At 71.5% G+C, this 20,066-nt stretch carries 19 protein-coding genes; 14 read left to right on the forward strand and 5 right to left on the reverse strand.

Translation table 11 applies throughout. The features are described 5' to 3' along the window. Positions 1-74 precede the first annotated feature (74 nt). Positions 75-509 (reverse strand): OsmC family protein, encoded by a 435-nt coding sequence (locus FPV26_RS11130; RefSeq protein ID WP_147653958.1) that lies wholly within the window; start codon positions 507-509, stop codon positions 75-77. A 267-nt stretch (positions 510-776) separates the two neighbouring features. Here FPV26_RS11130 and fusA point away from each other — a divergent pair, with 267 nt between their 5' ends. The 4 genes from fusA (at position 777) to FPV26_RS11150 (ending at position 4,763) form a co-directional block, all read left to right on the forward strand. After that, entirely contained in the window at positions 777-2,825 is a 2,049-nt protein-coding gene (gene fusA, locus FPV26_RS11135) for an elongation factor G (protein ID WP_147653959.1), read from the forward strand. Positions 2,826-2,996: 171 nt separating this feature from the next. After that, on the forward strand, positions 2,997-3,377 hold the full coding sequence (locus tag FPV26_RS11140; protein ID WP_147653960.1) for an HU family DNA-binding protein: 381 nt from the start codon (positions 2,997-2,999) through the stop codon (positions 3,375-3,377). A gap of 145 nt (positions 3,378-3,522) precedes the next feature. Continuing rightward, positions 3,523-4,104, forward strand: a complete 582-nt coding sequence (locus FPV26_RS11145) for a DUF1439 domain-containing protein (RefSeq protein ID WP_181952644.1) — start codon at positions 3,523-3,525, stop codon at positions 4,102-4,104. Positions 4,105-4,115: 11 nt separating this feature from the next. Then, a complete protein-coding gene (locus FPV26_RS11150) occupies positions 4,116-4,763 on the forward strand; it encodes a hypothetical protein (protein WP_147653962.1) in 648 nt (215 codons plus the stop codon). A 7-nt stretch (positions 4,764-4,770) separates the two neighbouring features. On the opposite strand, the gene FPV26_RS11155 is transcribed toward FPV26_RS11150, so the two are convergent. Beyond that, positions 4,771-7,014: a DUF5916 domain-containing protein gene (locus FPV26_RS11155; protein ID WP_147653963.1), complete on the reverse strand. Its 2,244-nt coding sequence runs from the start codon at positions 7,012-7,014 to the stop codon at positions 4,771-4,773. 124 nt (positions 7,015-7,138) lie between these two features. Next, on the reverse strand, positions 7,139-7,621 hold the full coding sequence (locus FPV26_RS11160) for an SET domain-containing protein (protein WP_147653964.1): 483 nt from the start codon (positions 7,619-7,621) through the stop codon (positions 7,139-7,141). Between the two features lie 136 nt (positions 7,622-7,757). Here FPV26_RS11160 and FPV26_RS11165 point away from each other — a divergent pair, with 136 nt between their 5' ends. From FPV26_RS11165 to FPV26_RS11205, 9 genes are all read left to right on the forward strand, one after another. Then, entirely contained in the window at positions 7,758-8,327 is a 570-nt protein-coding gene (locus FPV26_RS11165; protein WP_147653965.1) for a cytochrome C, read from the forward strand. Between the two features lie 75 nt (positions 8,328-8,402). Next, the gene (locus FPV26_RS11170; RefSeq protein WP_147653966.1) at positions 8,403-8,855 is read left to right on the forward strand and encodes an SUF system Fe-S cluster assembly regulator; all 453 of its coding nucleotides are present in this window, start codon (positions 8,403-8,405) and stop codon (positions 8,853-8,855) included. A 57-nt stretch (positions 8,856-8,912) separates the two neighbouring features. Next, positions 8,913-10,361, forward strand: coding sequence for a Fe-S cluster assembly protein SufB (gene sufB, locus FPV26_RS11175; RefSeq protein ID WP_147653967.1), 1,449 nt, complete (start codon positions 8,913-8,915; stop codon positions 10,359-10,361). Positions 10,362-10,426: 65 nt separating this feature from the next. Further along, on the forward strand, positions 10,427-11,194 hold the full coding sequence (sufC, locus tag FPV26_RS11180; RefSeq protein WP_147653968.1) for a Fe-S cluster assembly ATPase SufC: 768 nt from the start codon (positions 10,427-10,429) through the stop codon (positions 11,192-11,194). Beyond that, entirely contained in the window at positions 11,191-12,450 is a 1,260-nt protein-coding gene (gene sufD / locus FPV26_RS11185; protein ID WP_147653969.1) for a Fe-S cluster assembly protein SufD, read from the forward strand. The genes sufC and sufD overlap by 4 nt, the downstream gene beginning before the upstream one ends. Further along, the gene (locus FPV26_RS11190; protein WP_147653970.1) at positions 12,447-13,703 is read left to right on the forward strand and encodes a cysteine desulfurase; all 1,257 of its coding nucleotides are present in this window, start codon (positions 12,447-12,449) and stop codon (positions 13,701-13,703) included. Before sufD ends, FPV26_RS11190 begins: the two co-directional genes overlap by 4 nt. 61 nt (positions 13,704-13,764) lie before the next feature. After that, a complete protein-coding gene (locus tag FPV26_RS11195; protein WP_147653971.1) occupies positions 13,765-14,313 on the forward strand; it encodes a GNAT family N-acetyltransferase in 549 nt (182 codons plus the stop codon). A 28-nt stretch (positions 14,314-14,341) separates the two neighbouring features. Next, on the forward strand, positions 14,342-14,665 hold the full coding sequence (locus FPV26_RS11200) for a non-heme iron oxygenase ferredoxin subunit (RefSeq protein ID WP_147653972.1): 324 nt from the start codon (positions 14,342-14,344) through the stop codon (positions 14,663-14,665). 139 nt (positions 14,666-14,804) lie between these two features. Further along, entirely contained in the window at positions 14,805-16,991 is a 2,187-nt protein-coding gene (locus tag FPV26_RS11205) for a TonB-dependent receptor (protein WP_147653973.1), read from the forward strand. 87 nt (positions 16,992-17,078) lie between these two features. Here FPV26_RS11205 and FPV26_RS11210 read toward each other — a convergent pair whose 3' ends face one another. Beyond that, the gene (locus FPV26_RS11210; protein WP_147653974.1) at positions 17,079-17,684 is read right to left on the reverse strand and encodes a HutD/Ves family protein; all 606 of its coding nucleotides are present in this window, start codon (positions 17,682-17,684) and stop codon (positions 17,079-17,081) included. A 193-nt stretch (positions 17,685-17,877) separates the two neighbouring features. Then, a complete protein-coding gene (locus FPV26_RS11215) occupies positions 17,878-18,192 on the reverse strand; it encodes a ComEA family DNA-binding protein (protein ID WP_147653975.1) in 315 nt (104 codons plus the stop codon). Positions 18,193-18,384: 192 nt separating this feature from the next. On the opposite strand from FPV26_RS11215, the gene FPV26_RS11220 reads away from it, so the two are divergent. After that, entirely contained in the window at positions 18,385-19,875 is a 1,491-nt protein-coding gene (locus FPV26_RS11220) for a M20 family metallopeptidase (protein ID WP_147653976.1), read from the forward strand. Positions 19,876-20,066 lie beyond the last annotated feature (191 nt).

The following is a 20,066-nucleotide window of genomic DNA, read 5'->3' on the forward strand; positions in this document are numbered from 1 at the left end:
GGCTGAACCCTGCCGGTCGTCGCGGACACGTTAAGCGCGGCGACAGCGTGAGCGCCCCGGCCCGGGCCTCCGGCTCATTCGAGCAACGTCGCCTCGAGCGTGACCGGCACCGCCGCCAGCGCCTTCGAGATCGGGCAGTTGCGCTTGGCGTCCTCGGCAAGCTCCCGGAAGCGCGCGGCCTCGATGCCCGGTACGCGCGCCTGCACCGTCAGCCGGATGCCGCTCAGGTGTGGGCCGCCGTCCATGGACAGGGTCACCTCGGCACGCGCATCCACCGCCTGTGGCGGATGCCCGGCCTCGGTCAGCTTGGCCGACAGCGCCATCGCGAAGCAGCCGGCATGCGCGGCTGCGATCAGTTCCTCCGGATTCGTGCCCTTCTCCTCACCGAAACGGCTGTTGAAGCCGTAGCGGGTGCCGTCGAGCAGGCCGCTCTGCGGCGTGGCCAGACGGCCCTGGCCGCTGCGCAGGTCGCCTTCCCAGCGGGCGGTGGCGTGACGGGTGATGGCCATGGCGGGACTCCTGTCGTATCGGTGGGAGGCACAGCCTACGCCGCATGCGTGCACGCACCGTGTGCGGGCCGGCTTGACCCGCCCCGGCCGCTGCGGGAGGCTTGCCGCTCCGGCGCCCGGCGCCGGCCACCGCCATGACCGCCCGCCGAGCGCGCGCTCGGACGGCAGCGCTTCCGTCGCGGACAGCCATGACGGCACGTGCGTTTCCCTTCGCAGGAGCCCGGTCGTTCCCCGGCCGGACTGTTCAACCACGGGAGTCACGGCCTCATGTCCTACAGCACAGAACAGATCCGCAACGTGGCCCTGGCAGGCCACCCCGGCGCCGGCAAAACCACCCTGTTCGAAGCCCTGCTGCATGCCGGCGGCGCGATCCAGACGGCAGGCACCGTCGAACGCGGCAACACCGTGTCCGACTTCGACCCGATCGAGAAGGAACGCGGCCACTCGATCGACATCGCCATCGCCAGCACCGACCACGCCGGCATCCACGTCAACCTGATCGACACCCCCGGCTATCCGGATTTCCGCGGCCCCACCCTCTCCGCCCTGGCCGCGGTCGAGACCGTCGCCATCGTCGTGGACGCCGACACCGGCGTCGAATACGGCACGCGCCGGATGATGGAGTACGCCAGGGCGCGCAACCTGTGCCGGGTGGTCGTGGTCAACAAGATGGACCACGCCGACGCCGACTGCGCGCGCGTGCTGCAGGACCTGCGCGAGGCGTTCGGCCCCGAGGTGCTGCCGCTGAACCTGCCGGCGAACGGCGGCAAGGCGGTGGTGGACTGCTTCGGCAACGCCGGCGGCGAGTCCGACCTGGGCCCGGTCGCCGACTGGCACCAGCGCATCATCGACCAGGTGGTGGAGATCAACGAACAGGTGATGGACCACTTCCTCGAGGTCGGCGAGGAGGGCCTGTCCGGGCAGGAACTGCACGATGCCTTCGAACAGTGCCTGCGCGAGGGCCACCTGGTGCCGGTGTGCTTCGTCTCGGCCCGCACCGGGGTCGGGGTGAAGGAGCTGCTCGACATCGCCGAGCGCCTGTTCCCGCACCCGGGCGAGGCCAACCCGCCGCCGTTCGTGCGCGGCACCGGCCCCGACGCCGCGCCGATCGTGGCCCGCCCGGACCCGGACGCGCACGTGATCGCCGACGTGTTCAAGATCGTCAACGACCCCTTCGTCGGCAAGCTCGGCATCTTCCGCGTGTACCAGGGCACGGTGAAGCGCGACACGCAGCTGTTCGTGGACGACGGCCGCAAGCCGTTCAAGGTCGGTCACCTGTTCAAGCTCAAGGGCAAGGACCACGTCGAGATCGAGCGTGCGATCCCCGGCGACATCGCCGCGGTGGCCAAGGTGGACGAGCTGCATTTCGACGCCGTGCTGCACGACTCGCACGACGAGGACCACATCCACCTCGCTCCGCTGGACTTCCCGAAGCCCATGTTCGGGCTGGCGGTGGAGGCCGCGCACAAGGGCCAGGAGCAGAAACTGTCGGTGGCGCTGCACAAGCTCGCCGAGGAGGACCCGGCGTTCGCGGTCGAGCACAACGCCGAACTCAACGAGCTGGTGATCCGCGGCCTGTCCGACCTGCACCTGCGGGTGATGCTGGCGCGGCTGAAGGACCGCTACGGCGTGGAAGTGAAGACCCGCCCGCCGCGCATCGCCTACCGCGAGACGGTGAGCGCCAGGGCCGAGGGCCACCACCGGCACAAGAAGCAGACCGGCGGCGCGGGCCAGTTCGGCGAGGTGTTCCTGCGCATCGAGCCGCTGCCGCGCGGGGGCGGCTTCGAGTTCGTGGACGAGGTCAAGGGCGGCACCATCCCCGGCCAGTTCATGCCCGCGGTCGAGAAGGGCGTGCGCCAGGTGCTGGCCTCCGGCGCGATCGCCGGCTACCCGCTGCAGGACGTGCGGGTGATCGTGTACGACGGCAAGTCGCACCCCGTGGACAGCAAGGAGGTGGCGTTCGTCACCGCCGGCAAGAAGGCCTTCCTCGACGCCATCGCCAAGGCCCGGCCGCAGGTGCTCGAGCCGATCGTGGACCTGGAGGTGACCGCGCCCGAACAGTACATGGGCGACATCACCGGCAGCCTCTCGTCCAAGCGCGCGCGCATCAACGGCACCGATTCGCTGCGCAGCGGCGAGGTCTCGGTCCGCGCCCAGGTGCCACTGTCCGAGCTGGAAGGCTATGCGGCCGAGCTCAAGGCGATGACCGCCGGCCGCGGCCGTTACGCGCTGGATTTCAGCCATTACGAGCCGGTGCCGGCGCCGGTGCAGCAGCGCCTGGTGGAGGCCTACAAGCCCCGCCCCGAGGAGGATTGAACCCGCAACGGAACCGGGCACCCGGGCCGGACAGCCCCCGCAGGGCGAAAAAACCCTGCAAAAAAAGCCCTGCGGGGACTTGGCGGCAGCAAAGGACTGTCCTACATTCCGCCTTGCCGAGGGGGATCTCCAGGCACTCCATCCACCGATTACCTACCGAACGGAACCAACATGGCGAAGAAGAAAGCCCCTGCCAAGAAAGCCGCGTCGAAGGCCGCCAAGCCGGCCGCTCCGAAGCCGATCAAGGAGGCCCTGAGCAAGTCCGGGCTGGTCGCCCACATCGCCGAGCACAGCGGCGTGGCCGCGCGCGACGTGCGCGCCGTGCTGGCCTCGCTGGAAGGCGCGGTGCACGCCTCCATCGGCAAGAAGGGCGCGGGCACCTTCACCCTGCCGGGCCTGCTCAAGATCACTGCGGTGAACGTGCCGGCCAAGCCGCGCCGCAAGGGCATCAACCCGTTCACGAAGGAAGAGGTCTGGTTCGCCGCCAAGCCCGCCACCGTGAAGGTCAAGGTGCGTCCGCTGAAGAAGCTCAAGGACGCGGCCACGGCCTGATCCGACGAACGGTCGCGGCCGCAGCGCCGCCACCGGCGAACGGCGCGTCGCGATGCGGCGCGCCGTTTTCGTTTCCGGAACGCGCGGCGTGGCGTCCCCGACCCGGTGCGGAGTAAGGTGCGCGCGAGCCGCCCGGAGACACCGCATGTCCCATCCGCCGTCCCTGCAGGTCCGTGTGCGCCTGCTCGTGGCGCTGCTGCTGGCCGCCGCGCTCGCCGCCTGCGCCAGCACCGGCCCCGCCGGCGCGCTGTTCGCCGACCGCGTGGTGTTCACCGTGCCGCAACTGCAGGCCTCGCTGGATCGCCGCTACCCGCGCGAATTCGACACGCTCGGCGGCCTGGTCACGCTCAGCCTGCGCAACCCGCGCCTGAGCATCCCGCCCGGCAGCCAGCGGCTGCGGCTCGAGTTCGACATCGGCATCGGCGGGCTCGGCCGCGACCCGCGCGTGCCGGCCGGTTATTTCACGCTCGACAGCGCCCTGCGCTACGACCCCGCCACGCGCGGCCTGCACCTGGACGCCCCCGAGCTGCGGGACGTGCGGGTGGACGCGCTCGGCGGGCGCATGAACGACCGGGTGCGCGAGGCGGTCAACCGCTGGCTGGCGCGCCATGCGCGCGAGGAGCCGGTGCACACGCTGGACGACGGTCTGCTCGCGCGCCTTGCACAGCGGCGCATCGGCCGCATCGCGATCGGCGACGGTGTGGTCACCCTGCATCTGGATCAATGAGAGGACGACGCATGCGTGGTTGGTGGTGGGGAGCCTGTCTGCTCGCGGCGCTGACCGGTTGTGGCGGCGACGAAGCCCGGGACGATGCCGGAGCGCCAGCGGCCGCAGGCCGCGTCGAGGCACTGCCGCGCCCCGAGCGGCCGCGCGGCTCGGTCACCGGCATGCCGCCGGCGCGCACTCCCGGCGTACCCGCCGACGCGACGCTGACGCCGGAAGCCGTCACGGCGGAGGACGGCGCCGGCCTGCCGGAGGCAGGAGATGCGGAGGCAGGCACCGAACCCGGCCCGGCCACCACACCATCCACGGACGAGGCGCTCGCGCTGCTGCAGGAGTACTACGCCCGCATCGGTCGCGGCGATTTCGCCCAGGCCGCCGCGCTGTGGGCCGGCGGCGGCGATGCCGCGGCCCCGCCCGAGTTCGCCGGCGGCCTGGCCGACGCGGTGCGCGTGCAGGCCCAGCCCGGCGCGCCCGCGGCCGCGGCGGGCGCGGTCGGCGCGCCGTTCGTCGAGATCCCGGTCGAGGTGCTGGTCGAGTACCGCGATGGCAGCACGCGCCACTACCGCGGCCGCTACCTGCTGCGGCACATGCCGGCCGACGGCGCCGGCGCCGAACCGCGCGCCTGGCGCATCGCCTCGGCCAGCCTGCGGCCGGCGTCCTGACCCGGGCTCAGATCTCGAAGCGGTAGGACAGCTTCACCAGCAGCTGCTCGCTGTCGCGCAGGTCGAACGCATCGCGCAGCACCTCGCCCATGCCGGGCTGCGCGCCGAAGTTCTCGGCGAACAGCGACCCGCCGCGCACGTAGGCGATGTACAGGTACGACAACGGCGCCAGTTCGTAGCGGTAGCGCACCTGGAAGCCGAGGTTGTGCAGGGAGAAGTTCGGGATGGCCTCGTTCACCGCCAGCGGCGTGCCGTCCGGCTGCACCCGCCAGGCCCGTTCCGCGCGCGCCTCCACGCCGATCGCCTCCAGCCGCACGCGCAGATCCTGCCGGCTGTCGATCAGCCAGGTCATGCCCGCGTCGAAGAACACCAGGTCCGCATCGAACGTGCCCAGCAGGTTGCCGCCGCGCCACAGCAGCCAGTCGGGGTTCCGGGTGTAGCGCACGCCGGCGGACACGCGCAGGCCGTCGCTGACATGGTAGGTCGGCTGGAAATTGACCGTCACCGCGCCCTCGTCCACCCCGCCGAGTCCCTCTGCGGCATAACGCAGATGCCCGTACAGCTCCCAGCGCCCGCCCTCCTGGCGCGGCCGGTAGCGCTCGGCGAACGCGAACAACCTGGCCGGCATCTTCACGACGCCGTTGCCGCGCAGGATCAGGTCGTCGCGCCCGTCGCTCATGCCGACGACCTCCATGAACTGGTTGCCGCCGTCCTTGCGCTCGCTGTAGCGGCTCATGGCCCAGGCATCGAACAGATGGACGCCGTCGTCGTTGACCCGCCGCGAGGTCGCCACACGCACCTCGTGCGAGCGGTAGGGCGAGGATTCGGGCAGCGCGGTCAGGCGCCGCGCCAGTTCGTACCGGCCGTAGTTGAGGTTGTTGCGCTCGAGGAAGCCGAAGTCGTTGAGCTGCAGCGCCCCGCCCGTATGCAACACGTACAGTTGCTGGCGCCAACCGTCGCCGATCTCGTGGTCCACACGGACCTGCGCGCCGCTGTCGTCCAGCGTCCGCCCGCCCTGCTCGACCGACGAGGCCACCAGCGTGGTGCGCACGTTCCACTTCCCGCGCGACCAGCGATGGTCGGCTTCGTACACCGTCGCCTCGCGGTCGAGGAACGGCCGTTCCACGCGCGTCACCATCGCGCCCACGCCGTGGCCGTCGAAGTCGCGGGTGCCGCGCACCGCGTAGAAATCGCGGCCGACGTCGTCACCCTCGCTGGCGGCGAACACGCCGTAGTTGAACGCGCCCACGCTGCCGTTGAGCTTGACCGCCGCGGTGACGTCGCCGGCGCCGTTGCCATCGTCGGCGCGACTGCCCACGCGCCGGGTGTACAGCAGCCGGTTGGCGTTGCCCAGGCCACCGAACGGGACGTCGAAGAAGCCCTGATTCTCGGTGAAGAACGGGCGCTTGTCGCTGAAGAAGGTCTCGGTGGCGCTGAAGTTCACCACCAGCTCGTCGCTCTCGACCTGGCCGAAGTCGGGGTTGAGCGTGGCGCTGAGCTGGAACTGGCCGCTGGGCTTCCAGAACAGGTCCAGGCCGGCATCGAAGTCCGCCCGGGCGGCGATGGTGTCGTACAGGCCCACCACATACGGCGTGACCGCCAGCAGCGACTGGCGGTACTGCGGCACCTCGATCCGCTCCAGGCGGGTCAGGAACCGCTGCTCGACGAAGGTCACCGCCGGCCAGGCCATGCGCTCGCCGGTGGCGCCGACCACGCGGTCGAGCGACAGCCCGATCGTGCGCGTGTCGCCCGCGCTCTTCTGCATCGGCGCGATGTGCCAGGGCAGCAGGATCTCGGCCGACCAGCCGGCCTCGTCCTCGCTCACGGCATGGCGCCAGTCGCCGTCCCAGTCGTCGTTGAACTGGTTCTCGTTGGTGATGGTGCCGTCATTGATGCTGTCGGACAGCAGCAGGGTGAAGTTGTAGCCGGTGCGGCCGTCGCCATCGAAGTCCACGTACACGTTGACCCGGTCCACCGGCCCGCCCTGGTCGCGCTGCGCGCGCTGGCGGGTGCGCGGCACGTGCGCCGGCTGCAGGTTGCGGAACGCGATCGCCAGGCCGTCCTCGGTGGCCTTGACCCAGGCTTCGGTCGGGTACGGCGCCGGCTCGCGCGTGAGCGGCTGCACCGAGCGGAAATCGGTGATGTGGCGCGCGCCCTCCCATTCGGCGGGATCGATGCGGCCGTCGATCTCGACCGCAAGCACGGGCGATGCGAACAGGGCCAGCAAGGCCGGCAGGGCGGAATGGCGCATGGGGAAGGAGCCCCGGCGATGGGAGTCGCCGTCACCGCGCGCAGGGTGCCCGCCCGCACCGGCGCACGCGCCTGTCGTCAGTCATGGGGCCGCGCCGCAACCTTCCGGCCCGTTCCGGCATCCTTCAGCTTCCGCGCCGGCGGCGCTTCGGCTTGAGCATGGTGCCGGTGCAGTGCTTCGCCCCGCAGCGGCAGGCCCAGATCTTCTTCAGCCGCGGCGTGTGCGGCTCGTCCAGGGTGATGCCGTAGTCGTAGGTCAGCTCCTCGCCGGGACTGATGGCGCGGATCGCCTCGATGAACACCCGGTCCTTGCGCCGGTCCTCGCCCTCGTGCTCCTCGATCACCGCCTCGCAGTTCGGGTCGCAGCTGTGGTTGATCCAGCGCGCGATGTTGCCCTCGAAGTTGGCGTCGATGACGTACTCGTCGTTGAGGGTGAAGAGGAAGGTGTGGCCGCTCTCGACGGCGCCGCTGTCGCCGGCGTCCACCTCGGCGTGGGTCCGGCGGCGGCCCTTGTATTCGATGATGCGCTCGCCCCTGGCGATGGGGGCGATGGCGAACACGCCATTGCCATGGATGGCGGAGCGGCGGGCGACGATCTTGCGCGGCATGCGGGGTCCAGGCGGGAAAAAGAGCAATTGTCGCCGCTGGCCCGGTGCCGGCCAAGCGCTGGCCGGCCGCGCCCGGTTTTCGCGTCAGCCTGCGCAACCGTGTCCGGACGGTGCCATCGCCAGCGAGGATCCCGCCATGCCCGTGTCCCGCCCTGTCTGTCTCGCCCTTGCGCTGCTCGCGCTGGCCGGCTGCCGCCAGGCCACCCCGACCCCGGCCGCCGCGGCCAAGGCCCCGGAGGCCGAGGACGCCGGCCTGGTCGCCCGGGGCGAATACCTGGTCAGGATCGCCGGCTGCAACGACTGCCACACCGCCGGCTACCTGGAGCGGGCCGGTGACGTGCCGAAGGCGCAATGGCTGACCGGCAGCCCGATGGGCTTCCATGGCCCCTGGGGCACCACCTACGCCGCCAACCTGCGGCTCAAGGCCGCCGAAATGGACGAGGCGGCGTGGCTGAAGTACACCGGTGAGCTGCACACCCGGCCGATGATGCCGGACTTCACCCTGCGCGCCATGGCGCCCCAGGATCGGCGTGCGATCTACCGCCTGCTGCGCGCGCTGGGGCCGGCCGGCACGCCGGCGCCGGCCTACCTGCCTCCGGAGCAGTCCCCGCCCAAGCCCTACCTGCAACTGGTCGCCGACCCGCCGCCGCAGCCCGCGCCATCCGCGGCCGGCGCCCTGGTCGGAGGCACCCCGGCCCAGTACTGAACGGGCCGGGCCCGCGCATGGCCGCGGGCGGGAGAAAACCGTACAATTCCGGTACGGATTCCCCCCCCCACGCCCATGCTCCGCGTCACCAAGCTCACCGACTACGCCACGGTCGTCCTGACCGCGCTCGCCAGCGACCCCGAGGCCGTGCTCAGCGCCTCGGAGCTGGCCGAGCGCGCCGGCCTGGAGCCGCCCACCGTGGCCAAGGTGCTCAAGCCGCTGGCCCAGGCCGGATTGGTCGAAGGGTTCCGCGGCGCCAACGGCGGCTACCGCCTGGCCCGCCCGGCCGACGAGATCGGCCTGCTCGACATCGTCACCGCGATGGAAGGCCCGCTCGGCATGACCGAGTGCAGCGTGCATGCCGGCCAGTGCGGGATCGAGGCCTCCTGCGGCGTGCGCGCCAACTGGCGCCGGATCAACGACGTGGTGGTGGACGCGCTGCGCGAGGTGACCCTGGCGCAGATGCTCGCCCCGCCCCCGCCCGCCCCCCGCTCCAGGCGCATCGCCCTGCGCCTGGCCCCCACGTAGGACGGGCCCCGCCCCGCCGCTCGCCCCGCCGCCCCGTCTCCCCCGTAGGCAGCCTCCATGGCCACCGAAGTCAGCGAAAACCAGGCGATCCACGCCCAGCTCGGCCGCAAGTACCAGGCCGGCTTCGTCACCGAGATCGAGTCCGACAGCCTGCCGCCCGGGCTCGACGAGGACACGATCCGCGCGCTCTCGGCCAGGAAGGGCGAACCGGAGTGGATGACGCAGTGGCGCCTGGCCGCCTACCGCCACTGGCTGACCATGCCGATGCCGCAGTGGGCCAAGCTCAACATCGCCCCGATCGATTTCCAGGCGATCAGCTACTACGCCGCGCCCAAGGCCAAGTACGACAGCCTGGACGAGGTGCCGAAGGAACTGCTCGAGACCTACGAGAAGCTGGGCGTGCCGCTGCACGAACGCGCGCGCCTGGCGGGCGTGGCGGTGGACGCGGTGTTCGACTCGGTCTCGGTCGGCACCACCTTCCGCGAGGAGCTGGCCGAGAAGGGCATCATCTTCTGCTCGATGTCCGAGGCGATCCGCGAGCACCCCGAACTGGTGCGCAAGTACCTGGGCAGCGTGGTGCCGCAGGGCGACAACTTCTTCGCCGCGCTCAACTCGGCGGTGTTCTCCGACGGCAGCTTCGTGTTCATCCCCAAGGGGGTGCGCTGCCCGATGGAGCTCTCCACCTATTTCCGCATCAACGCCGGCCATACCGGCCAGTTCGAGCGCACGCTCATCATCGCCGAGGAAGGCAGCTACGTCTCCTACCTGGAGGGCTGCACCGCGCCGATGCGCGACGAGAACCAGCTGCACGCGGCGGTGGTGGAGCTCGTCGCGCTCGACGACGCCGAGATCAAGTACTCCACGGTGCAGAACTGGTACCCCGGCGACGAGCAGGGCCGCGGCGGCATCTACAACTTCGTCACCAAGCGCGCCGAATGCCGCGGCGCGCGCAGCAAGGTGACCTGGACGCAGGTCGAGACCGGCTCGGCGATCACCTGGAAGTACCCGAGCTGCGTGCTGCTCGGCGACGACTCGGTGGGCGAGTTCCACTCGGTGGCCCTGACCCACCACCGCCAGCAGGCCGACACCGGCACCAAGATGATCCACGTCGGCAGGCGCACCAAGAGCAAGATCGTCAGCAAGGGCATCAGCGCCGGCCACGGCCAGAACACCTACCGCGGCCTGGTGAGGGTGGAGCGCAGCGCGGTCGGTGCGCGCAACCACACCCAGTGCGACTCGCTGCTGATCGGCAAGAAGTGCGGCGCGCACACCTTCCCGTACATCGAGGTCAGGCACCCGAGCGCGACCGTCGAGCACGAGGCCACCACCTCCAAGATCAGCGAGGACCAGCTGTTCTACTGCCGCGCGCGCGGCATCTCCGAGGAGGACGCGGTCTCGATGATCGTGGACGGCTTCTGCAAGAGCGTGTTCCGCGAGCTGCCGATGGAGTTCGCGGTCGAGGCCAAGAAGCTGCTCGAAGTCTCGCTGGAAGGCGCGGTGGGGTGAGCGGCCCGGCGCCGGAACGTCATCGCCACGGATGGCATCGCTGAAAACGAATCCAAGGGATCACCATGCTGAAGATCGAGAACCTCCACGTCCGCGCCGGCGAGCGCGAGATCCTCAAGGGCCTGACGCTCGAGGTCCTGCCCGGGCAGGTGCACGCGATCATGGGCCCGAACGGCGCCGGCAAGTCCACGCTCGGGCACGTGCTGGCCGGGCGCGAGGGCTACGAGGTCACCCAGGGGCGGGTCGAGTTCGAGGGCCGCGACCTGCTCGCGCTCGAACCCGAGGCGCGCGCCGCGGCCGGCCTGTTCCTGGCCTTCCAGTACCCGGTCGAGATCCCGGGCGTGAACAACACCTACTTCCTGCGCGCCGCGCTCAACGCCCAGCGCAAGTCGCGCGGCGAGCCGGAGCTGGACTCGATGCAGTTCCTGAAGCTGGTGCGCGAGAAGCTGGCGGTGCTGCACCTGAAGGACGAGCTGCTGCACCGCGGCGTGAACGAGGGCTTCTCCGGCGGCGAGAAGAAGCGCAACGAGATCTTCCAGCTGGCGGTGCTGGAGCCGAAGCTCGCGATCCTGGACGAGACCGACTCGGGCCTGGACATTGACGCGCTCAGGAACGTGGCCGAGGGCGTGAACGCGCTGCGCGCGCCGGACCGCGCGTTCCTGGTCATCACCCACTACCAGCGCCTGCTCGACTACATCCGTCCGGACGTGGTGCACGTGCTCGCCGACGGCCGCATCGTCGAGAGCGGCGGCCCCGAGCTGGCGCTCGCGCTCGAGCAGCACGGCTACGCCTGGGTCCGCGACCGCATCGCGCCGGGGGCCGCCGCCGCATGAGCCCGCTGCTCGACTCGCTCGCCTCCGCCTTCGACGGCGACGCCACGCGCCGCGCCGCGCTCGAGGCCGCGCTGCGCGACGGCCTGCCGCACGCGCGCAGCGAGGCCTGGAAGTACACCTCGCTGCGCGCGCTGGAACGGCGCGCGTTCGCGCAGGCCGAACCGGCCGCGCTCGACCCGGCGGCGATCGCGCACATCCCCGCGCCGCGCGCGGTGTTCGTCAACGGCCGCTTCGACGCCGGCGCCTCCGACCTGGCCGGCCTGGATCCGGCCTGGGTCGCGCCGCTCGCCGTCGCCCTCGCCGGCGACGACCCGCGCGAGGCCAACGTGCTCGCGCGCCGCTACGAAGGCGCCGACGCGGTCTTCGCCCGGCTCAACGCCGCCCTGGCCCGCGACGGCGCGCTGGTGCGCATCCCCGAGGGCGCGCGGCTGGAGGCGCCGCTGCACCTGGTGTTCGTCGGCGCGCCCGCCGCCGCCGACCAGGCCTGGCACCTGCGCCACCTGATCGAGCTGCGCCGCGGCGCACAGGCCACGGTGGTCGAGCACCACCTGGCCGCGGGCGGGCACGCGCACCTGGCCAACACGGTGGCGCACGTGCACCTGGCCCAGGGCGCGCGCCTGCTGCACGCGCGGGTGCAGGACGAGTCGGCGCAGGCGACCCTGATCGCGCGCACCGACGCGGTGCTGGCGCGCGAGGCCGCCTACGAGCGCGTGGACCTCGAGCTCGGCGCGGCGCTGTCGCGGCACGAGCTGAACGTGCGCCTGGAGGGCGAGGCCGCGCGGCTGTCCGCGCGCGGCGTGCTGTTCGCCGACGGCCGCCGCCACCTCGACACCCGCCTGGGGGTCGAGCACATCGCCCGCGACACGGCCTGCGCGCTGCTCTGGCGCGGCCTGGGCGCGGGGCGCGGCCGCGCCGTGTTCCACGGCGGCATCACCATCCGCGCCGGCGCCGACGGCAGCGTGGCCGACCTGTCGAACAAGAACCTGCTGCTGTCAGAAGGTGCCGAGATCGACGCCCAGCCGGTGCTGGAGATCCACGCCGACGAGGTCAAGGCCGCACACGGCGCGACCGTCGGCCAGCTCGACCCGACCGCACTGTTCTACCTGCGCGCGCGCGGCCTGCCGGAAGCGGCGGCGCGGCGCCTGCTGACCGGGGCGTTCTGCCGCGAGGTGGTCGCCACGATCGAAGCCGAGCCCCTGCGCGCGACGCTGACCCAGGTGCTCGACACCGCGCTGGCGCGGCTGGAGGCGGCATGAACCGGCCCGACGCCCCGTCCCCGCCTCCGGCCCCCGCCGCGGTGGACTGGGCCGCGGTCCGCGCCGACTTCCCGCTGCTGACCCGCGAGGTCAACGGCAAGCCGCTGGTCTATCTCGACTCGGCCAACACCGGGCAGAAGCCGCGCGCGGTGATCGAGGCGGTGGACGACTTCTACCGCCGCCACAACGCCAACGTCAGCCGCGCCGTGCACACCCTCGGCAGCGAGGCCACCGAGCGCTACGAGGCCACCCGCGCCGCCCTCGCCCGCCACCTCAACGTGCGCGCCGACGAGCTGGTGCTGACCTCCGGCACCACCTTCGCGATCAACCTGGTCGCGTACTCGTGGGCCCTGCCGCGGCTCAAGCCCGGCGACGCGATCCTGCTCACGCGCATGGAGCACCACGCCAACATCGTGCCGTGGCAGCTCGTCGCCGAACGCACCGGCGCCACGATCAAGGTCGCCGAGATCACGCCGCAAGGCACCCTCGACCTCGACGCCCTGTTCGCGGCGATGACGCCGGAGGTGCGCCTGCTGGGCGTGACCCACGTCTCCAACGTGCTCGGCACGATCAACCCGGTGCGCGAGATCTGCCGCGAGGCGCGGCGCCGCGGCATCGTCACCGTGGTGGACGGCTCGCAGGCGCTGCCGCACATGCCGGTGGACATCGCCGCGATCGGCTGCGACTTTTACGCCCTCACCGGCCACAAGATGTGCGGCCCCACCGGCACCGGCGCACTGTGGGCGCGGCGCGAGCACCTGGCGGCGATGCCGCCGTTCCTGGGCGGCGGCGAGATGATCAAGGAGGTGCGCTTCGAGGGCACCGTGTTCAACGACCCGCCGCACCGGTTCGAGGCCGGCACGCCCAACATCGCCGGCCACATCGGGCTCGGCGTCGCGGTCGAATACCTCGCCGCGCTGGGCATGGAACGGGTCGCCGCGCGCGAGGCCGAGCTGCTCGCGCACCTGACCGAGGAACTGGGCCGGATCGAGGGCCTGCGCATCTTCGGCACCGCGCCCGAGAAGGCCGCGGTGGTCTCGTTCCTGGTCGAGGGCGCGCACGCGCACGACCTGGCCACCCTGCTCGACCTGGAGGGCGTGGCGGTGCGCTCCGGCCACCACTGCGCGCACCCGCTGATGCAGTTCTACGGCGTGCCCGCGACCTGCCGCGCCTCGCTCGCGTTCTACAACACGCACGCCGAGATCGAGGCCTTCGTCGCCGCGATGCAGAAGGTACGCAAACTGCTGCTGTAGGGCGGGCCTCGATCCGCCCGACGATCCGCCCGACGAGCCACCCGACTTCCGGCCGACCTGCATGACCACGCCCCTGCGTTTCCGCAACGCCGCCGAGGCCGACATCCCGGCCCTCGTCGCCCTGGTCACCTCCGCCTACCGCGGCGAGGCCAGCCGCGCCGGCTGGACCACCGAGGCCGACCTGCTCGAGGGCAACCGCATTGATCCGGAACTGCTGCGTCGCGACATCCTGCGCCCGCACAGCCGGGTGCTGCTGGCCGAGCGCCCGCGCGCCGACGGCACGCCCGAACTGGTCGCCTGCGCGCACGTGTGCATCGAGGACGGCGCCGGTTACTTCGGCATGTTCTCGGTCCGCCCCGAGCTGCAGGGCGGCGGCATCGGCAAGGCGGTGCTGGCCGAGGCCGAGCGCATCGCGCGCGAGGAATGGCATCTGCCGGCGATGCGCATGACCGTGATTGACGTGCGCGAGGAACTGATCGCCTGGTACGAACGCCGCGGCTACCGCCGCACCGGGGTCAAGAAGCCGTTCCCGTACGGCGATCCGCGCTTCGGCATCCCCCTGCGCGACGACCTGCGTTTCGAGGTGCTGGAAAAGCCGCTCCTACAATAGGCGCCCATCACCGAGGGGAGAGCGGGCCATGTCCGACTGGGTGCGCGTGTGCGCCACCTCCGAGCTGCTGCCGGGCGAGATGAAGGTGGTCTGGGCCGGCGACACGCCGATCTGCGTGTTCAACTACGACGGCGACTACTACGCGCTCGAGGACCGCTGTTCGCACGAGGACTTCGAGCTCTCCGCCGGCTGCTTCGACCCGGAGGCGGCGACGATCGAATGCGTGCTGCACGGCTCGAGGTTCGACGTGCGCGACGGACGCGCGCTCAACCCGCCGGCCTACGTGCCGGTGGCGAAGTTCCCGGTGAAGGTGGAGGACGGCGCGGTGTGGACCCGCGACGACCGCGACTGACAGCGTAGCGCCGGGTCGGCCCCGCACCCGGGCGCGGCCGGCCCGCGAACGGCTATCGTTTGCACTTGATAACCGTTCTCATTACCATGTGCGCCCTGCGGCGCCCGCCGCCTGGACTCCTTCTCCCCGGGACTTCCCCATGGATCGCACTGCCCACACCCTCGCCGCGGCGCCGCTCGCCGTGGCCATCGCCGCCTGCCTGTTCGCCCTGCCCGCCCGCGCCGAGACCGCCACCGCCGCCGACGCGCTGGCCCAGGCCGCGCGCCGCGCGCCCACCGACCTCGACCGGGTCGAGGTGGTCGGCAAGGCCGAGTACCACTACGTCGAACGCAACACCACCTCCGCGACCCGGACCGACACGCCGCTGCTCGACGTGCCGCAGTCCATCACCGTGATCACCGAGGACCTGATCGACGACACCGCGATGCGCGGCCTGGCCGACGCGGTGCAGTACGTGCCCGGCGCCGGCATGGCCCAGGGCGAAGGCCACCGCGACGCGCCGGTGCTGCGCGGCAACACCTCCACCGCCGACCTGTTCGTCAACGGCATGCGCGACGACGTGCAGTACTTCCGCGACCTGTACAACGTCGAGCGGGTCGAGGTGCTCAAGGGCCCGAACGCGATGATCTTCGGCCGCGGCGGCACCGGCGGCGTGATCAACCGCGTGACCAAGCAGGCCGGCTGGGAGACCCGGCGCGAGGCCACCCTCCAGCTCGGCTCCTGGGACCGTCGCCGCCTCACCGCCGACCTCGGCCAGGGCCTCAGCGACACCGTCGCGTTCCGGGTGACCGCGCTGTACGAGGACAGCGACAGCTTCCGCGACGGCTTCGGGCTCGAGCGCTGGGGCGTCAACCCGGGCCTGGCCTTCCGCATCGGCGAGGGCACCCGCCTCCACGCCGACGTCGAGCACTTCGAGGACCGGCGCGTCACCGACCGCGGCCTGCCCTCCTACGCCGTGCCGTTCGAGGGCCGCCGCCTGCCGGTCGCAGTGGACCGCTCGGTGTTCTTCGGCGACCCGGACAACAGCCCGTCGGACTTCGAGGTCAACGCCGTCAACCTGCTGGTCGAGCACACCTTCGGCAACGGCGCGCTGCTGCGCAATCGCACCCGCTGGGCCGACTACGACAAGTTCTACCAGAACGTGTATCCGGGCGGCCCGGCGCGCTTCAACGCGGCCAGCGGCCGGTTCGAAGTCGCGATCGCCGCCTACAACAGCGCCACCAAGCGCGAGAACCTGTTCAACCAGACCGACTTCGTGTTCGAGCTGCAAACCGGCGCAATCGAGCACCGGCTGCTGGCCGGGGCCGAGTTCGGCCGCCAGGAAACCGACAACCGGCGCCTGACCGGCAGCTTCCCGAGCAACACCTGCTACGGCGCCACCACCACCGCCTCGTTCTGCGTGCCGCTCGCGAACCCGCGCTACAACGGTCCGGTCACCTTCTTCCAGAGCGCGACCGACGCCGACAACCACGTGGAGGCGACAGTCGCCGCGGCCTACGTGCAGGACCAGATCGAATTCTCGCCGCAGTGGCAGGCGGTGCTGGGCCTGCGCTACGACCGCTTCGAGGTGGACTTCCTCAACCGCCGCAACGGCACCACCATCGTCACCGAGGACGACCTGTGGTCGCCGCGCGCCGGCCTGATCTACAAGCCGCGCGAGGACGTCTCGCTGTACGCAAGCTACGGCCTGACCTACCTGCCGCGCTCGGGCGAGCAGATGAGCTCGCTGACCCCCTCCAACGCTGCGTTCGATCCGGAGGAGTACGAGAACCGCGAACTCGGCGCGAAGTGGGACATCAAGCCGGACCTGTCGCTGACCGCGGCGGTGTACCGGCTCGAGCGCAGCAACGTGATCGCGCCCGACCCGGCCAACCCGGCGCGCTCGATCCTGGTGGACGGCGAGCGTATCGAGGGCGTGGAGATCGGCCTGGCCGGCAATATCACCGAAGCCTGGCGGGTGATGGGCGGCTATGCCTGGCAGGACGGCGAGATCCTGGCCGGCGCCGACCGCGGCAGGCGCCCGGCGAACCTGCCGGAGGAAACCGCCTCGCTGTGGAACCGCTACGACTTCAGCCAGGCCTGGGGCGTCGGCTTCGGCGTGGTGTACCGCGGCGCGTTCTTCGCCCAGACCAACAACGCGGTCACGCTCAAGAGCTTCACCCGTTACGACGCGGCGCTGTACTACACCCCCTCCGAGCACGTCGAGCTGCAGCTGAACGTCGAGAACCTGTTCGACAAGCGCTACTTCGTCTCGTCGCACAACGACAACAACCTGTCGCCGGGCTCGCCGCGCGCGGCCTACGTGAGCATGACGGTGAAGTTCTGAGCGGCACGGCCCGGCGCGCGGATGCGCCGGGCGACCCGCCCGTCACGGAAAGCCCGCGCCTGCGGGCTTTCGCGTTTCCGGCCACGCTCACACAGCCAGCGGCTGCACCCGGATCAGCAGCGCCTCGCCCGCGCCGTCGAGGACGTGGCGCAGGCGCTCCGTCCCCGCGCCGAGGAAGGCGGTGTCGCCGGCGGCCAGCGGCGGCAGGCCGGACTCGTCGGCGAATCGCGCCTGCCCCGCGAGCAGGTGCACGATCCACGTGGTGTGCGGCTCGGCGAAGATCACCATTGGCCCGACCAGCGGCCGGTGCCACAGCTCGGCCTGCACCGCGTCGCGCCGCCACATCAGGTTGAAGTCCTGGGTAGGGCCGTCGAGCAGTTCGCCGCGCACCCCGGCCTCGCCGGGGAAACGGCAGCGCGCGTGCGGCGGGCGCAGCTCCTCGCAGCGGCCGTCGTCGAAGCGCAGGCGCAGGCCGTTGCCCGACAGCAGCACCAGCACCCGCTCGATGCCCGGGAACGAGGAGAACGGGGCGTCGGCCTCGATCTCGGCGATGGACAGCCGCCAGTCCCAGCCCTCGCCCGCAGCGGACGGATGGGCGTAGATCTCGCGCGTCCAGCCGGCGCCGTTGCGCCAGCGCTCGCGGCGGTATTCGTTCGCGGGGATGACCCGCGGGGCGGACGCGGCAAGGGACATGCGCGGGTTCCCGGGACGATTGCCGCCAGTGTAGTCCCTGCCAGTGACGCGGCCGTGCCGGCCGGCGGCGGACCGCGGTCACGGCCGGCGTCCCTGCCGGCCGTGGATCGCGGCACGTCCTTGTCCTGCGCACTGCGGCTGCCGGTTTCCTTCCGGCCGCGTCCTTGCGTACTCCCGGCCCGGCGCCGGCCGCTCAGCGCCGCGCGGTGGGCTTCGTGGCCGGCTTCTTCGCCGGCGCCGCACCGAGCAGGATCCGGTCGCGGTTCTTCTCCACGGTCTTCAGGCCGATGCCCTTGACCTGGGCCAGCTGCTCGAGGCTGCGGAACGGACCGTTGGCCTTGCGGTGGGCGACGATCGCCTCGGCCTTGGCCGGGCCGATGTTGAGCAGCACCCGGTCGAGGGTGGCCGCGTCGGCGGTGTTGATGTTGACCTTCTCCTGGGCCAGTGCGCTGCCGGCGATCAGCAGCGACAGCAACAGGGTCTTGCAGGCAAGGGCGAATGCCTTCATGGCGGAGTCCTCCTGAGGGATGGGCCGGGGCGGGGTGCCGCCGGTGAGCGCAGTCTCGCGGTCGCGCCGCGACCGCTCGATCGCCGCAGTACCCGTGCCGGGGCCGGCGCAGGCCGCAAGCCCGGGTCGGAAAAGTCCGCCTCCGCCCGGGGCGCTAGAATTCCTGGTCTCCCCGTACGCAAGGCCCCGTCCATGGACGCCCGCCAGCTCGATCGCCACGTCAGCGCCATGTGGGACGACGAGATCGTCCCGCAGTTGGTCGAGTACATCCGCATCCCGAACAAGTCGCCCATGTTCGACACCGATTGGGCCACGCACGGCTACATGGACGACGCGGTGCAGCTGATGGAGCGCTGGGCGCGGCGGCAGCCGATCCCGGGCATGCAGGTCGAGGTGGTGCGGCTGCCCGGGCGCACGCCGCTGATCTTCATCGAGATCCCGGCCGCCCACGGCGGGCGCGAGGACGACTGCGTGCTGCTGTACGGCCACCTCGACAAGCAGCCGGAGATGACCGGCTGGGACGAGGACCTCGGCCCCTGGAAACCGGTGCTCAAGGGCGACCGGCTCTACGGCCGTGGCGGCGCCGACGACGGCTACGCGCTGTTCGGTTCGCTCGCCGCGATCCTCGCGCTGCAGGAGCAGCAACTGCCGCACGCGCGCTGCGTGATCCTGATCGAGGCCTGCGAGGAGTCCGGCAGCTACGACCTGCCCGCCTACGTGGACCACCTCGCCGCGCGCATCGGCAAGCCCTCGCTGGTGGTGTGCCTGGATTCGGGCTGCGGCAACTACGAGCAGCTGTGGTGCACGACCTCGCTGCGCGGCCTGACCGGCGGCAACCTCACGGTGAAGGTGCTGAGCGAAGGCGTGCACTCGGGCGACGCCTCCGGGATCGTGCCTTCCAGCTTCCGCCTGCTGCGCCAGCTGCTCTCGCGCATCGAGGACGAGGACACCGGGCGGATCCTGCTCGAGGGCCTGCATGCGGAGATCCCGGCCGAGCGCGTGGCGCAGGCGCGCGAGGCCGCGCGCGTGCTGGGCACCGCGGTCTACGACAAGTTCCCGTTGCTGCCGGGCATGCGCCCGATGCACGAGGACCTGGCCGAGCTGGTGCTCAACCGCACCTGGCGCCCGGCGCTGTCCATCACCGGCGTGGACGGCATCCCGCCGCTGTCCTCGGCCGGCAACGTGCTGCGCCCGTACACCGCGGTCAAGCTCAGCCTGCGCCTGCCGCCGACGGTGGACGGCAAGCAGGCCGGCGAGCTGCTCAAGGAGGCGCTGCTGCGCGACCCGCCCAACGGCGCACACGTCAGCCTGGAGCTGGAGAAGGCCAGCACCGGCTGGAACGCGCCGGCGCTGTCGCCGTGGCTGGAGCGCGCCATTGACGAAGGCAGCCGCACCCACTTCGGCAAGCCGGCGATGTACATGGGCGAGGGCGGCACGATCCCGTTCATGGGCATGCTCGGCGAGAAGTTCCCCGGCGCGCAGTTCATGATCACCGGCGTGCTCGGCCCGCACAGCAATGCGCACGGCCCGAACGAGTTCCTGCACATCCCGATGGGCAAGCGGGTCACCGCGTGCGTGGCGCACGTGATCGCCCGCCACCACGAGGCCAGCCTGCGCGGCGAGACCACGGGCGTGGGCGCGGTGGCCGGCGGCGAGGCGCACGGCGCGCACGGTTGCTGCTGAGCCGCGCACCACGGCGGGCGCCGACGTCGCGACGCCCCGCTCCGGCGGGGCGTCGTCATTTGCGGCCTTATCTCTTGAGTTTCTGAGAGGGTAGGCGTCGAGAGCCGACGTGGGCGACCGATTGCGCCTGGGTCTTGCGACCGTGACTGAGCATGGTCCCCACGTCGGATTCTCCCCATCACGCCCGAACA

The organism is Vulcaniibacterium gelatinicum (genome assembly GCF_008033445.1).
GTDB classification, from domain to species: domain Bacteria; phylum Pseudomonadota; class Gammaproteobacteria; order Xanthomonadales; family Xanthomonadaceae; genus Vulcaniibacterium_B; species Vulcaniibacterium_B gelatinicum.